Origin of the sequence: Cytobacillus sp. NJ13, assembly GCA_030348385.1 — a bacterium.
Lineage (GTDB): Bacteria > Bacillota > Bacilli > Bacillales > Cytobacillaceae > Cytobacillus.
This window is the reverse complement of the sequence record JAUCFP010000006.1, coordinates 1,877,288-1,891,378: the sequence shown is the minus strand read 5'-3', so window position 1 is coordinate 1,891,378 and position 14,091 is coordinate 1,877,288. Positions and strand designations below refer to the sequence as shown.

Sequence of the window (14,091 nt, the reverse complement as noted above, 5' to 3'; positions counted from 1 at the left end):
GGCTAAGAAGGGGAGGAGAGAAGGATATGGATGTTTCACAGCGCCTGTCTTTTTTCGCTGCTTTGTTCAAAGTCCATGAGAATCCCACAACTGGAATGTGGCTTCTATATATAACAATTGTATTACTGTCCATACTGGTTTTTAAATTGGGGTTTGCCAAGAAACTTCCTATAATGAAATCAGCTGTTATATATACCTTCTTGATTTTAGGATGTACCGTGTTGACATTTCTTGGGGTATTCCTTCCTGTAGCAGAAGGCCTTGTTGTTGCTGCGTTAATCTTAATTATCTATAAAATCCGCCTTCACCAGGAAAAGAAGGAACAGGCAAAGGCGGAATAACCGGGAGAGGCTGAGATGAAATCTTTGCAGGATTCACTGTATAACTGGTTAACGATAAAAATTGTCTGTGATGAACGTCCGGATGATACAGCAGCAGCAGACACAGAAAGAATGTTTTTTGACATTCTTGCAGAAGAGCATGAGATTTCTGATATCGAAGTTGAAAAAGATGATGTCATGTACTTTGTGCATTATACAAAGGGTGAAGAACGGAAGAAAAGCCGTTTTCCCCGCGAATTAATAGAAGTGATGCTTAATCAGATTCAAAATGAACCTGAAAAGTATGTGAATTATCCAGAGGAATAAGAAAAGCCGTCCCTAAATGATGTTTGGGACGGCTTTTTTTATGCTCTTCGTCTGATTTACCATTCTTCCTCCTGAACTTTGCTTCGATAGAGGTTAAAGTTTCCGGTATCTGCTCTTTTTTGTGTTTTTTCGGTAATTCTTGATTCGCATGGTTTGCACATATATGTGTGAATAGGGCGGTTTCGAAGCCGTTTAGCCTGTAAGGACTCGTTTTCAATTGATTCGATTTTATCACAAAGTACACATTTTACTCGCATAGGACACCTCATATTATTTTAGCTGTTGTTAATACCATTATAGTATAAGTTAAGGATTGATTCGAATGCTTTGCGGCAAATTAAATTTTTTAGGGTCAGCCCGTATTGGGTTTATTGCGTTAGTTCATATTAGTATAGAAAGCGCAAAGGCTTCAAACGACTAGAGGAAAAGGATGTTATTGGTTGAAAGAAAAGCGTTATCATACTATGATGAAGTTAATAAAGGAGGGAAAAGAATGGCAAATCAGGTAGAACCGAAATTAATTAAACCATTATATGACGAACTGCAAAAGGAACGTTTTGTTACACTTGCCACTGTTGATTTTGAAACCGGCGGACCTAATGTCAATGCGATTTCATGGGTATTGGCAAAAAATGAGGAAACATTGTATTTTGCAGTCGATAACCGTTCCAGGATTGTTCAAAACATAAATAGCAATAACAAGGTTGTTCTGAATATTATTGCGAATGAATCTACATACTCCATCTCTGGTGAAGCTTCGGTTAAGGAAGAAAAGATGGAGGGAGTACCTCTTAAGCTTGCACTTATGGAAATCACTGTGAAAGAAGTCCGTGATGTCATGTTTTACGGGTCTAAAATTACTGTAGAGCCGCAATATGACAAAACATATGATAAAGACGCAGCAGCCCGTTTGGACAAACAGGTTATGGAAGCGATGAAAAAAGCTTAGTTCCTCCTGGGAACTAAGTTTTTTTTTTGCTGAAAAAGCGGCAGGCACCTATGCCACTTAGCGGAAATGGTATAGGTGCCTGTCACCCTTCTATTTATGATAATTTGATTGTTCTTCCTGTTTTTGTTCAAGCTGTTTTTCCTGATTATTGTCGAGTTTTTTCTTTGGATCTTCGGTTGCGTTTTTCTCATTTTCCTTTTTTGGATCAACCAAGTCGGCAGGAACTTCAGGCATAAGCCGGCCCGCGATATCTGCCAGTTCATTCATGATTCCTTGCAAGGGCTCACCGTTTTGAATGTCTTCAGCTATTTCCCGCAGCCTTGCGTTAATATCCGGATCAGCCACTACAATGGCTCTTGCACCATGAGGATCATTTTTGAGGCTTTCCGCAACAGAATATTTAATTGTTCCAACCTCAGAACGGTCGAGGTTTTTGTTCACATCTACTCCGACTATAGCAAAGCGTCCAAGGACAACAGCAGTCGCATCATTTACATTAGGAACTCGGGAAGCCAAGTTGACAAGATGCCTGGAAACCTGCTGTCCAGTTTCCCTGTCAACTTCCTGTATTGTACTATTTTTAACATTTATGGTGTTGGTATTTTGCTGTTCCTGATGGTCTAGCGCCTGATTGTCGTTCATACCGCACCCTGTTAATAGTAATCCTGTCATGCATATCAGCAGCCATCTATTCATATTTGACACCTCCGGCCCATCAAAATTTTCCCTGAAATTGAAAGTGGTCACTTGACTTTTTCAGGTTCAGGTATAATGAGGATTATTTAATGTTATTGTGCAAAATTTCTTCTATCTTTATTCGGCATTACATATATTTTTACCAAGATAGATTTGTCCACTTCATAAGAAAGCCTTTATTCATAATTAATCAACATCTTTAAAAGAATGAATAATATAAAACAACAGGATAATATTCCATCAAGATTGAAGGTGATTCTTTCATGAAGCTGCAAATCCGCAAGCAGGGGACCTCGCTTTTGTAATTTGCTTTATAAAGACACAAGAGGAGCAGGAGGCATCATATTGAGTAAAATTTACGTATTAGATACCAATGTCTTGTTGCAGGATCCTAATTCCATATTTTCATTCGAAGAAAATGAAGTAGTCATTCCGGCTGTAGTTCTGGAAGAAGTTGATTCTAAGAAAAGGTATATGGATGAAATTGGGAGGAACGCAAGGCAAGTATCCCGGCTGATTGACAGCATGAGGGAGACGGGTAAGCTGCATGAGAAAATACCTCTTGAAAACGGCGGAAGCCTGCGAATTGAGTTAAATCATAGATCATTTCATGAACTTCAAGAGATCTTTGTTGAAAAAACAAATGATAATCGGATTTTGGCAGTTGCAAAAAACTTATCACTTGAGGAAGAGACAAAAGAAAATGGACGAACAGTAATTCTTGTAAGCAAAGATGCCCTTGTCAGAGTTAAAGCAGATGCTATCGGGCTAATTTCAGAAGACTTCTTAAGTGACCGGGTAGTCGAAAATGATCATTTATATCCTGGTTTTCTGGAAGTCTATATCGGCCTCGATATTATGAACCGCTTTTATGAAAAAGGAGAACTGCCGCTATCAGAGATAGCGAACCATCCTTTCTACCCTAATCAGTTTCTGGTGATGAAAGATGCGCTGGGTTCATCTTCGTCTGCGCTTGGTATTGTGGACAAAAGTGGAAAGAAAGTGAAAAAGCTCATTTTTGACCATGATCATATTTGGGGGATCAAGCCCAGGAACGTCCAGCAGACAATGGCTCTGGAGCTCTTGCTGAGAAATGATCTGCCGCTTGTTACGCTTATCGGAAAGGCGGGGACTGGGAAAACTCTTCTGGCGCTGGCATCCGGCTTAATGCAGACAGAAGATTATGGTCATTACAAAAAATTGCTGGTGGCTCGCCCTATTGTCCCGGTAGGAAAGGATCTGGGATTCCTTCCCGGAGAAAAAGAAGAGAAGTTAAGGCCGTGGATGCAGCCGATTTTTGATAATTTGGAGTACTTGTTTAATGTCAAAAAGCCAGGTGAATTGGATGCAATATTGGCTGGTATGGGCTCTATTGAGGTTGAAGCTCTGACATATATCAGGGGCAGAAGCATACCAGATCAATTTATCATTATAGATGAAGCGCAGAACCTGACAAAACATGAAGTAAAAACCATTTTAACCAGGGTGGGGGAAGGAAGTAAAATTGTCCTGATGGGAGACCCTGAGCAAATTGATCATCCCTACTTGGATGCTTATAACAACGGTCTCACCTATGTCGTGGAAAGATTCAAAGATCAGGTTATCTCCGGCCATGTCAAGCTTGTTAAAGGTGAGAGATCTGGCCTTGCCCAGCTTGCTGCTGACCTATTATAGCCAGCATGGAAGAAGCTTTGAAATCTGCAGTCTGTATGCCGGGGAGGTCTATGTCCGTTTAGCTCCCAAAATAAAAAGGGCGATGCACAATCGCCCTCTCCGGTCATTCCACTCTAAATGCCTTCACTCTTTTTATGGGGGAGTTTTGATTGCTTCCATCTCCATAATAGACATGAACTGGCCCATCTTCTTTTAAAGGCTTTCCATCCTTTGAGAACCCCAATATTAATTCCTCGGCTTGAGGTAGAGTTAATCGGGCCTCCCCATCTTCGCTTTCAATAATAACGATTTCTGCATTCTCCTTCGGTTCTGCATTCATAAGGAATGGTTTAAAAGGTATACCGAATGTCCCGGTAAGAACCTTTTCTTTTTCAAATTTCTTTTCTGTTTTAAGTGTTGGAGGAAATACTGCACCTTCCATGATTTCTCTATCCCAATGCTTTGAGACTGCTTTGGTATATTCTTCAAGTTCATTTTTCCTGATATCTTCTTGTGTAAAGTATGTTGTCAAATCGACCCTCCGATCATCGAATATCCAGACTCCTGGATCTAAGGTGATTTGGTATTTAACGTTTCCTTTAAAGGCAATTATATTCTCCATATTGAACCTCCTGGCAGCTCCATGTATGCTTTAAGTATGTATGTTTAAGTATACAGATTTTTAAGCTGCTTGTCAGTCGCTCAATTGGTTAAGACGATATTAATGAACAAAACGAATCCTGGAGTGCGCTGATGACATGCCATAATAGAAGTGTTCTAACAGAAAAACCAGAATCATTTCTCTTTGGAATCCCTTATTATCCTTGCTTTTTTCCAAGCTTAAGTATAAAATTTATAGATAGGATAATCGCTCGGAAATGGAGGGATTGAAAATTGGCTTCTGACATGATTATTGATCACAAAGAAAAAGCAAATGCTCTATTAAAGGCTGATGCTGCTAAAATATTAAAATTAATTAAGGTGCAAATGGATAACCTGACTATGCCTCAATGTCCTCTATATGAAGAGGTTCTTGATACCCAGATGTTTGGCTTATCCAGAGAAATAGATTTTGCTGTCCGTCTTGGATTAATTGAAGAGGCTGAAGGCAAGGCTATTTTAGATGAATTGGAAAGGGAGCTATCCATGCTCCACGAAGCCTCAGTAAAAAAATAAAAAAAAACTCAAACATCTTTTAAAGATTGTTTGAGTTTTTTTATAACCGGATAAACTTTAAAAGGATTGAAATAGTATATCAATAAGAATAGAATAGTTAAAATTGTATAACTTAATTTAAAATTAGTATGACATAATTATAGAATTTTTTTCTTTGCTGTGTTACATTTAAATTAACTTTTCTTTTCTTCAAAGCAGGATATTCAATACTATAGTAGAATAAGTAATAAACTTAGAAGATAAGGGAAGAGGGCTGGATGTTTAAAAAAATATTAAAATCATATGATTATACCCTGATTATTGCAGTAGCCCTGTTATCTGTTTTTGGACTCATTATGGTTTTCAGTGCAAGCATGGTAACAGCTGTGCAGATCTATGGTCAGGAAAGCGACTTTTTTTATAATAAGCAAAAAATGCATTTAATTATCTCAGCAGTTGTTTTTATTATTGTCGCTCTATTTCCTTACAAAGCTATGCAAAGCAATAAATTTCTTGTTCCGATGGTGTTCATTTCGTTATTCGGCCTGATTGCGCTATTTATCTTTGGAAAAGTAGCCGGAGGGGCGATGAGCTGGTTTGAAATCGGGAGCAGAAGCCTTCAGCCTGCAGAATTTGTCAAGCTTTCAGTCATTATATATTTAGCAGCTGTCTATGCAAAAAAGCAGCCCTATATTAATGAGTTTAATAAAGGAGTTCTTCCCCCGCTTGCTTATCTGATTCTAGCCGCTTTGCTTGTTGCAGTTCAGCCTGACTTTGGTTCGGCGATGATTATTTTTCTGGTCGCTGCTGCCATAATTTTTACTTCAGGCATGAATTTCAAAAACATATTTAGACTTGGACTATTCGGAGTTTTGTTAGCTGCGCCTTTTATCCTTCTGTTAAAAGATAAGATTTTCGCACCTTATCGAATGGGCAGGGTCGAAGCATTTAGAGATCCTTTTGGTTCAGAATTTGGGTATCAGCTTTCGAATTCCTATATTGCCCTTGGTGCAGGGGGATTAAAAGGGCTGGGCCTGGGTGAAAGTATACAAAAGCTTGGTTATCTTCCTGAAGCTCATACAGACTTCATTATGGCTGTAATTGCAGAAGAGCTTGGGGCATTTGGAGTAGGTTTTGTGATTTTGCTTCTCGGGTATATTGTCCTGAGGGGAATCTTTATCAGTTTAAAGTGTAAAGATGCTTTTGGCAGCTTATTGGCTATTGGCATATCCGCCATGATAGGAATTCAGGCATTCATCAATCTTGCAGGGATTTCCGGTGTTATGCCGCTGACTGGTGTCACACTTCCTTTTATCAGCTATGGAGGTTCATCTCTGCTTCAGCTTTCGATTGCAATGGGGATTTTAGTCAATGTATCTATGTTTGTAAATTATGAACAAAAATACAAAAATAAAAATGAGCAGGCAAAACCGGAATCCATGGAACTGGCTTCTGAAAAATCATTTTCCATTCGTAAATAGGCACAGAAAACTTTTCAGTGCTTTATTTATACATCAATCAGCAGAAGCTGATTACATAATTGCTTCCATCAGGGAGCAGCCAATCAAAGTTATTTAGGCCGGCTAGCGGGAAACCCACCCGGCCTCAACTTTAATTTGGCAGAATATTGCCAAAAAATACATAAAGACGGGGTGTTTTGTTTGAGCCGAAGAATTAACAAGGTATTAGTAGCCAACAGAGGAGAAATTGCCATTCGTGTTTTCCGTGCCTGCACAGAGCTGGATATCCGCACGGTAGCCATCTATTCTAAAGAGGACTCCGGATCCTATCACCGCTATAAAGCAGATGAAGCTTATCTGGTAGGGGAGGGTAAAAAACCGATTGATGCCTATCTTGATATTGAAGGAATCATTGATATTGCGAAAAGCAGTGATGTTGATGCCATTCATCCTGGATACGGATTCCTGTCTGAAAATATAGAATTCGCAAAACGGTGCGAGGAAGAGGGCATCATATTCATCGGTCCTGCTTCTAAGCATCTGGACATGTTTGGAGATAAAGTTAAAGCAAGAACGCAAGCACAGCTTGCTGAAATTCCGGTTATTCCAGGCAGTGATGGCCCTGCAGAAAGCCTGGATGAAGTGATTAGCTTTGGCAAAAATCATGGATTCCCGATTATCATTAAAGCTTCACTTGGCGGCGGCGGAAGAGGCATGCGCATCGTAAGGAGCCTGGAAGAAGTAAAGGAATCATATGAGCGTGCAAAGTCGGAAGCTAAAGCGGCTTTTGGCAATGATGAAGTTTATGTTGAAAGATTCATAGAAAGGCCAAAACATATAGAGGTTCAAATCATTGGTGACCATGAAGGAAATATTGTCCACCTATATGAAAGAGATTGTTCAGTCCAGAGGCGCCATCAGAAGGTTGTAGAAGTAGCACCCTGCGTATCCCTTTCGGAAAAATTAAGAGATGATATATGCCAGGCCGCTGTCAATCTTATGAAGAAGGTAGATTATATTAATGCAGGAACTGTGGAATTCCTGGTATCAGGTGATCAGTTTTATTTTATTGAAGTAAATCCGCGTGTGCAAGTTGAGCATACGATCACCGAAATGGTAACAGGAGTTGATATTGTACAAACACAAATTTTAGTGGCTGAAGGCTACGCGCTGCACAGCAAAGAAGTGGGTGTTCCTGAACAGGAAAATATTCATATTCATGGATTTGCCATTCAATCACGTGTTACAACAGAAGATCCTTTAAATAACTTCATGCCTGATACTGGCCGGTTAATGGCTTACAGATCGGGCGGCGGTTTCGGTGTGCGTCTTGATGCAGGGAACGGGTTCCAGGGGGCAGTGATCACACCATATTATGATTCACTGCTTGTTAAACTCTCAACGCACGCTATGACTTTCCAGCAGGCAGCATCAAAAATGGTTCGGAACCTGCAGGAGTTCCGCATCAGGGGCATTAAAACAAATATTCCTTTCCTTGAGAATGTAGTAAAACACGAGAAATTCTTAAGAGGAGAATATGATACATCATTTATTGATGAAACTCCTGAACTATTCCTGTTCCCGAAAAGGAAAGACCGCGGAACGAAGATGCTGAATTATATCGGGAATGTAACTGTTAATGGATTCCCGGGAATTGAAAAGAAAAAACGTCCGGTATTTGAAGAGCCGCGGGTGCCAAAATTACAATACAGTACAGATTACCAGGACGGCACAAAACAAATTTTTGACAATCATGGCCCTGAAGGGCTTGTTAAATGGATAAAAGAACAAAAAGAAGTTTTAATTACGGATACGACTTTCCGTGACGCCCATCAATCATTGCTGGCGACAAGAGTAAGGACAAATGACTTGACGCATATCGCAGAACCGACAGCAAAATTGCTTCCGGATATGTTTTCCTTTGAAATGTGGGGTGGAGCAACTTTTGATGTTGCGTACAGATTCCTCAAAGAAGATCCTTGGGAAAGGCTGCTGGCATTGCGCGAAAAAATGCCAAATGTTTTATTCCAGATGCTTCTTCGTGCTTCAAATGCAGTTGGATATAAAAATTATCCGGATAATGTAATAAGAGAGTTTGTTGAAAAATCAGCCTACGCTGGCATCGATGTCTTCCGAATTTTCGATAGCCTTAACTGGGTTAAAGGGATGGAAGTCGCAATTGACGCTGTCCGCCAGACAGGAAAAATTGCAGAAGCCTCCATGTGTTATACAGGTGATATTTTGGATCCTGCCAGAACAAAGTACAATCTTAAATACTATAAAGACCTGGCAAAAGAGTTAGAGAATCAGGGGGCCCATATACTGGCCATCAAAGATATGGCTGGTTTATTGAAGCCGCAATCAGCCTACACCCTTATTTCTGAATTGAAAGAGACTGTTGACATTCCGATCCATCTTCATACTCATGATACGAGCGGAAATGGAATTTTCACATATGCAAAGGCTATTGAAGCTGGAGTGGATATTGTGGATACTGCTCTAAGCACAATGGCAGGCTTAACATCCCAGCCAAGTGCTAATTCTTTATATTACGCTCTGCAGGGGAATGACAGACAGCCAAAAATTGATATCCAGGCGCTTGAGCAGTTATCTTACTATTGGGAAGATGTGCGCAAATACTACCAGGACTTCGAAAGCGGCATGAAGGCCCCTCATTCAGAAGTCTATCAGCATGAGATGCCTGGCGGACAATACAGTAATCTTCAGCAGCAGGCTAAAGCTGTTGGCCTTGGAGATAAGTGGGATGAAGTTAAGGACATGTATTCCCGTGTGAATCAAATGTTTGGTGATATCGTTAAAGTTACACCTTCTTCCAAGGTAGTTGGTGATATGGCGTTATTTATGGTCCAGAATCAGCTGACAGAGCAGGATGTTTTGAATAAAGGCAAATCTCTGGATTTTCCTGACTCAGTTGTAGAATTGTTTGAAGGCTACTTAGGGCAGCCATATGGAGGATTCCCGGCAGAACTGCAAAAGGTCATATTGAAGGACAGGGAGCCAATCACTGTCCGCCCGGGGGAACTTCTTGAAGATGTGGACTTCGATGCTTTAAAAGAAAAACTCTTTAAAGAATTGGGCAGGCAGGTTACAAGCTTTGATGCAATTGCTTATGCACTGTATCCAAAAGTATTTATGGACTATATTAAGACCTGTGAACAGTTTGGTGATATTTCTGTTCTTGACACACCAACATTCCTATATGGATTAAGACTGGGTGAGGAAGTAGAAATTGAAATTGAGACAGGTAAAACATTGATAGTTAAATTAGTTTCTATTGGCCAGCCTCAAGCTGATGGCACACGAATTGTGTATTTTGAGCTAAATGGCCAGCCTCGTGAAGTAAGCATAAAAGATGAAAGCATTAAAGCAACTGTAGCCTCCAAGGCAAAAGCTGATCCGCATAATGAAAGTCATATTGCTGCCAGCATGCCGGGAACTGTAATCAAGGTCCTTGCGGAAAAAGGTGAAAAAGTCGAAAAAGGCGATCACTTAATGATTACAGAAGCAATGAAAATGGAAACCACTGTACAGGCGCCATTCTCTGGAACAGTTAAAGACATCCACGTCTCAAACGGTGAAGCAATTCAAACTGGAGACTTATTGCTGGAGCTGTCAAAATAAAGTGAAACTTCAATCGGTGGCGGGGCTTATACCCCACTGATTGTTAGTTGAACCAAACTGCCCGTTAGACTGGGATATATATAACAAAAGAGCTTCGGCAATTGGCCGAAGCTCTTTTGTTTAAAGCAATTATGGAATGGAAGTAATGGTCGGGATAGCTGATTCATCATTGTTCTCTTTTTCCCTAACAGCTGAAACAGCAAGCTCATTCTTCCTGCTCCGTGAGGATAGAAGGATAAAATAGCTTAATACTCCAAATAAGCAGGAAATAAAGAAGGCGTGGGCAAGAGCTATATACAAGTTAAGTCTGGTTAAAACAACTAATGCACCAGCAGCTACCTGCAGCGATACTAAGATAAATGATATGATCCAGCCCCAATAAACAACTTTTTGTTCCCTGTAATGCTTAATTGCAAGATAAGTAATGTAACCGATCCATATAAAAATTAATCCGGCAGCAGCCCGGTGGCCCATTTGCACCCATTCGTACATATTTTCCGGAAGAGCGAAAGAACCGTTAAAGCAAAGCGGCCAGTCACGGCAGACAAGACTTGCATTAACATGGCGCACAAGCGCCCCAGTGTATACAACAGCATAGCTGTAAATAGAAACTCCAATAATATGTTTCCTCATTCTTTTATCAATAATGAGCTTCTCGGCCTCGAATTTCTTATCTACTTCAAAAACAAGCAAAGTCAGAAGCAGTACTGCAGCAAATGATATTAAAGAAATCCCGAAATGAAGGGCAAGTACAAAATCAGATTGCCCCCATACTACTGCGGCCGCTCCGATTAAAGCCTGCAGGACAAGGAAGAAGAACGAAGTGAGTGATAAAAACTTTGTTTCTCTTATATGTCCCATTTTTCTCCATGTCCAAATCGATAATATCAGGACCATGAACCCAACTGAGCCTGAAACAAGTCTGTGAGCCAGTTCGATAATCAATTCAGGTGTAATATCGCTTGGAACAAATTCGCCATTGCAAAGCGGCCAGGATTTCCCGCATCCCATTCCTGATTCAGTTTTCGTTACCAGAGCACCGCCGAGCAAAATTAAAAGCATGCCGATAGTTGTAAGAACGGCAAACCATTTTAAAGATCTTTGCAAAGCCTTTCACCTTCTTTAAATATTCTATGTTTATCAATGGGTAAACAATTGAATTACTAAGTATTTGTCCGTTATCTATCTTAACAAAGATTCTATAAAAAGCCATATAGTAATGGCGTCATTTTACTTTTTCGATAGTACAGGAATAAAGCTTTTTTTACAACAGTTATAAAAATTATAAAGTTAATTATAGTAAAAAAGGTTGAAACTTGTAATGGAGTTTGCTAGAAATATAAAGGGGGTATAAAATGGATATCCCCTGTCGCGGAAAGTATCAAAAAATACATAAAAGTGAGTATATTTTTTCTTCTGTAGTTTTCAAAGCAGTTTTATTATCTCAAAAAAGCAACCATTCTTTAAGTGAATTTAATTTTTGACACAAATTAGTCATAAATTATTCTAAAAAAATTCACAAAAGAGTTTTAAAGTGTGATTTAATATACAGAGAAATGGTTTAGCTTCATCTAGATAATAAACAGTTTAAATACATTATTAATGGTAGAAAACTATCGGGATTATTATTATTCATCCAGGGTTTACCCCTCGTTTTTTATCGCGAACATAGCTTTACAGGCATTTATGCTTTATAGTAGGTGTAGTGCAAAGATAGCTTTTGTCTGCGATAAGAGATAAAGGAGGAAAAGATATGTCTAACTCACGGGCTTTGAGTGATGCTGCTATTGAGGACAGTGAGCGAAGCCTACAAAATGATATACCTGAGACCACAGTTTGGAAGGATTTCCTTGCCCTTATCAAAATAGGTATTGTAAATTCCAATCTGATTACCACCTTCACCGGTCTTTGGCTTGCACTGCATTTTTCCGGAAAAGGATTTTTCAATAATCTTGATCTGGTTCTTTATACAGTCATTGGCTCCTCATTGATTATTGCAGGCTCCTGCAGCTTAAATAATTATATTGACCGCGACATTGATCCATTAATGGAAAGAACAAAAGGAAGACCAACTGTTACTGGGAAAGTAAACCCGGGCAAGGTTGCACTTTTGAGCCTTCTGCTTATTGGCCTTGGTACGGCCTTTTTAATGTTTACAACAGCAGCAGCAGTTGTAATTGGATTAATTGGCGTTTTCAGCTATGTTGTTTTATATACAATGTGGACGAAACGCAGATTTGTATCCAATACGATTGTAGGCAGCATTTCAGGGGCAGTTCCCCCGCTGATCGGGTGGGCAGCTGCCGATGGCAATCTCGACCCCATGGCTTGGGTGCTGTTCGCTATCGTTTTTATTTGGCAGCCTCCTCATTTTTATGCTTTAGCAATGAGAAGGGTGGAGGAATACCGGGCTGCGGGAGTTCCCATGCTTCCAGTTGTAAAAGGGTTTAAAACTACCAAAAGGCATATTTACATATGGGTAGCAGCATTATTGCCCCTGCCATTTCTTATGCCATCACTTGGATTGCCTTTTTTAATCCTTGCCACAGTTTTGAACATTGGATGGTTATTAACGGGATTATATGCTAGGAAATTTAACAATGATATAAAATGGGCTACATTAATGTTTGTATACTCCCTGCAATATCTGACCATCATGTTTGTAGCTATGGTGATCATTACACTTATCTAACTTAGTTAGGAAATTCTTTCTTTCGCTAGTAACGAGAGAGGATTTATCCATATTTTTTGATCAAACAATTCAAAAAATGAAATTTTGACGAAAGAGGGGTTTGATTAAGCTATGAAAAGGCTTGCAAAGTGGCGTCTTTTTTCTCTGTTTGCAATGATGGCGCTCATTCTTTCCGCTTGCTCCGGCAAACCGTATTTATCTACGCTGAATCCTGCCGGCGAAGTGGCGCAAACACAATTTGATTTGATGGTGTTAAGTACTGCAATAATGGTAGGAGTAATTGCGGTCGTAACAGTAATCTTCTTTATTGTTGTTTTTAAATTCCGCCGCAAGGACGACAGAATTCCAAAACAAGTTGAGGGAAGCCACAAACTGGAAATCATTTGGACTGTTATTCCTATTCTTTTGCTTCTAATTCTTGCTGTACCGACAGTTTCAGCTACCTTTAAGCTTGCAGATGTAGGCCCAATGGAAAAGAAGAATGAAGAAGGCAAGACAGATGCACTTGTAGTTAATGTGCGCGCAAACTTATACTGGTGGGAATTTGAATATCCAAACCAGGAAATCATCACTGGCCAGGAATTAGTTGTGCCTACTGATGAAAAAGTTTATTTTAATCTAATTGCTTCTGATGTTAAGCATTCTTTCTGGATTCCTGCTGTAGGAGGTAAGCTGGATACAAACACTGACAACGTGAATAAATTCTGGCTGGAGTTTGATGGTGAAAAAGCCGCAGAAGCAGACAATTACTTCTATGGTAAGTGTGCAGAGCTTTGTGGTCCTTCCCACGCTTTAATGGATTTCAAAGTTAAAGCGGTTCCACGTGATCAATTCGATCAATGGGCAACTGCCATGCAGGATGTAAAAGAACCTAAACAGGCAGAGACAGATCTGGCGCAAGCTGGCCAAGAAGTCTTCAATAACAGCTGTATCGGATGTCATGCTGTAACACCAGCCAATACTGCTCCTGAAGCTGCGCGTTTAGCTCCAAACTTAACAAACTTCGGTGATCGCGATCGTATTGCCGGTATCCTTGATCATACAGAAGAAGATCTAAAGGATTGGTTAAGAGATCCAGAAACATTCAAGCCTGGAAATAAAATGACAGGTACGTATGGCGAATTGACTGAAGAACAGCTAGATGCCCTTACAGAATACTTAATGGGCTTGAAAGTAATGGAACAATAGGGGATTTTT

The 14,091-nt window shown here is 39.9% G+C and carries 13 protein-coding genes; 9 read left to right on the top strand and 4 right to left on the bottom strand.

Annotated features, from left to right (window positions below; genetic code table 11):
- The first annotated feature begins 26 nt into the window (after positions 1-26).
- Together QUF73_09135 and QUF73_09130 are read left to right on the top strand one after the other, a co-directional pair.
- Positions 27-341, top strand: a complete 315-nt coding sequence (locus QUF73_09135; protein ID MDM5226378.1) for a YlaH-like family protein — start codon at positions 27-29, stop codon at positions 339-341.
- 15 nt (positions 342-356) lie between these two features.
- On the top strand, positions 357-647 hold the full coding sequence (locus tag QUF73_09130; protein MDM5226377.1) for a hypothetical protein: 291 nt from the start codon (positions 357-359) through the stop codon (positions 645-647).
- Positions 648-703: 56 nt separating this feature from the next.
- Here the strand turns inward: QUF73_09130 and QUF73_09125 are convergent, their stop codons facing one another.
- Positions 704-904, bottom strand: coding sequence for a YlaI family protein (locus QUF73_09125; protein ID MDM5226376.1), 201 nt, complete (start codon positions 902-904; stop codon positions 704-706).
- A 236-nt stretch (positions 905-1,140) separates the two neighbouring features.
- On the opposite strand from QUF73_09125, the gene QUF73_09120 reads away from it, so the two are divergent.
- Complete coding sequence (locus tag QUF73_09120) at positions 1,141-1,596, top strand: pyridoxamine 5'-phosphate oxidase family protein (GenBank protein ID MDM5226375.1); 456 nt, start codon at positions 1,141-1,143, stop codon at positions 1,594-1,596.
- Between the two features lie 90 nt (positions 1,597-1,686).
- On the opposite strand, the gene QUF73_09115 is transcribed toward QUF73_09120, so the two are convergent.
- Positions 1,687-2,292: a YhcN/YlaJ family sporulation lipoprotein gene (locus QUF73_09115; protein MDM5226374.1), complete on the bottom strand. Its 606-nt coding sequence runs from the start codon at positions 2,290-2,292 to the stop codon at positions 1,687-1,689.
- A 342-nt stretch (positions 2,293-2,634) separates the two neighbouring features.
- Between QUF73_09115 and QUF73_09110 the strand changes: the two genes are divergently transcribed.
- Entirely contained in the window at positions 2,635-3,966 is a 1,332-nt protein-coding gene (locus tag QUF73_09110; GenBank protein ID MDM5226373.1) for a PhoH family protein, read from the top strand.
- Positions 3,967-4,069: 103 nt separating this feature from the next.
- On the opposite strand, the gene QUF73_09105 is transcribed toward QUF73_09110, so the two are convergent.
- Positions 4,070-4,567 carry a peptidyl-prolyl cis-trans isomerase gene (locus QUF73_09105; protein ID MDM5226372.1) on the bottom strand — a complete coding sequence of 166 codons (498 nt, stop codon included), beginning with the start codon at positions 4,565-4,567 and terminating at the stop codon, positions 4,070-4,072.
- Between the two features lie 272 nt (positions 4,568-4,839).
- Here QUF73_09105 and QUF73_09100 point away from each other — a divergent pair, with 272 nt between their 5' ends.
- From QUF73_09100 to pyc, 3 genes are all read left to right on the top strand, one after another.
- Entirely contained in the window at positions 4,840-5,121 is a 282-nt protein-coding gene (locus QUF73_09100; GenBank protein ID MDM5226371.1) for a YlaN family protein, read from the top strand.
- Positions 5,122-5,378: 257 nt separating this feature from the next.
- Positions 5,379-6,581: an FtsW/RodA/SpoVE family cell cycle protein gene (locus QUF73_09095; protein ID MDM5226370.1), complete on the top strand. Its 1,203-nt coding sequence runs from the start codon at positions 5,379-5,381 to the stop codon at positions 6,579-6,581.
- A 180-nt stretch (positions 6,582-6,761) separates the two neighbouring features.
- Positions 6,762-10,202 carry a pyruvate carboxylase gene (gene pyc, locus QUF73_09090; protein ID MDM5226369.1) on the top strand — a complete coding sequence of 1,147 codons (3,441 nt, stop codon included), beginning with the start codon at positions 6,762-6,764 and terminating at the stop codon, positions 10,200-10,202.
- Between the two features lie 129 nt (positions 10,203-10,331).
- On the opposite strand, the gene QUF73_09085 is transcribed toward pyc, so the two are convergent.
- On the bottom strand, positions 10,332-11,309 hold the full coding sequence (locus tag QUF73_09085) for a heme A synthase (protein ID MDM5226368.1): 978 nt from the start codon (positions 11,307-11,309) through the stop codon (positions 10,332-10,334).
- A 646-nt stretch (positions 11,310-11,955) separates the two neighbouring features.
- Between QUF73_09085 and cyoE the strand changes: the two genes are divergently transcribed.
- A complete protein-coding gene (cyoE, locus tag QUF73_09080) occupies positions 11,956-12,894 on the top strand; it encodes a heme o synthase (GenBank protein MDM5226367.1) in 939 nt (312 codons plus the stop codon).
- 111 nt (positions 12,895-13,005) lie between these two features.
- A complete protein-coding gene (gene coxB / locus QUF73_09075) occupies positions 13,006-14,082 on the top strand; it encodes a cytochrome c oxidase subunit II (protein ID MDM5226366.1) in 1,077 nt (358 codons plus the stop codon).
- The last annotated feature ends 9 nt before the right edge of the window (positions 14,083-14,091 follow it).

Excerpts from the sequence above, each read along its gene's own strand:
- QUF73_09125 (MDM5226376.1), bottom strand. The coding sequence starts at position 904 with ATGCGAGTAAAATGTGTACTTTGTGATAAAATCGAATCAATTGAAAAC.
- QUF73_09105 (MDM5226372.1), bottom strand. The coding sequence starts at position 4,567 with ATGGAGAATATAATTGCCTTTAAAGGAAACGTTAAATACCAAATCACC.
- QUF73_09095 (MDM5226370.1), top strand. The coding sequence starts at position 5,379 with ATGTTTAAAAAAATATTAAAATCATATGATTATACCCTGATTATTGCA.
- QUF73_09135 (MDM5226378.1), top strand. The coding sequence starts at position 27 with ATGGATGTTTCACAGCGCCTGTCTTTTTTCGCTGCTTTGTTCAAAGTC.
- QUF73_09130 (MDM5226377.1), top strand. The coding sequence starts at position 357 with ATGAAATCTTTGCAGGATTCACTGTATAACTGGTTAACGATAAAAATT.
- coxB (MDM5226366.1), top strand. The coding sequence starts at position 13,006 with ATGAAAAGGCTTGCAAAGTGGCGTCTTTTTTCTCTGTTTGCAATGATG.
- QUF73_09120 (MDM5226375.1), top strand. The coding sequence starts at position 1,141 with ATGGCAAATCAGGTAGAACCGAAATTAATTAAACCATTATATGACGAA.
- cyoE (MDM5226367.1), top strand. The coding sequence starts at position 11,956 with ATGTCTAACTCACGGGCTTTGAGTGATGCTGCTATTGAGGACAGTGAG.
- QUF73_09115 (MDM5226374.1), bottom strand. The coding sequence starts at position 2,292 with ATGAATAGATGGCTGCTGATATGCATGACAGGATTACTATTAACAGGG.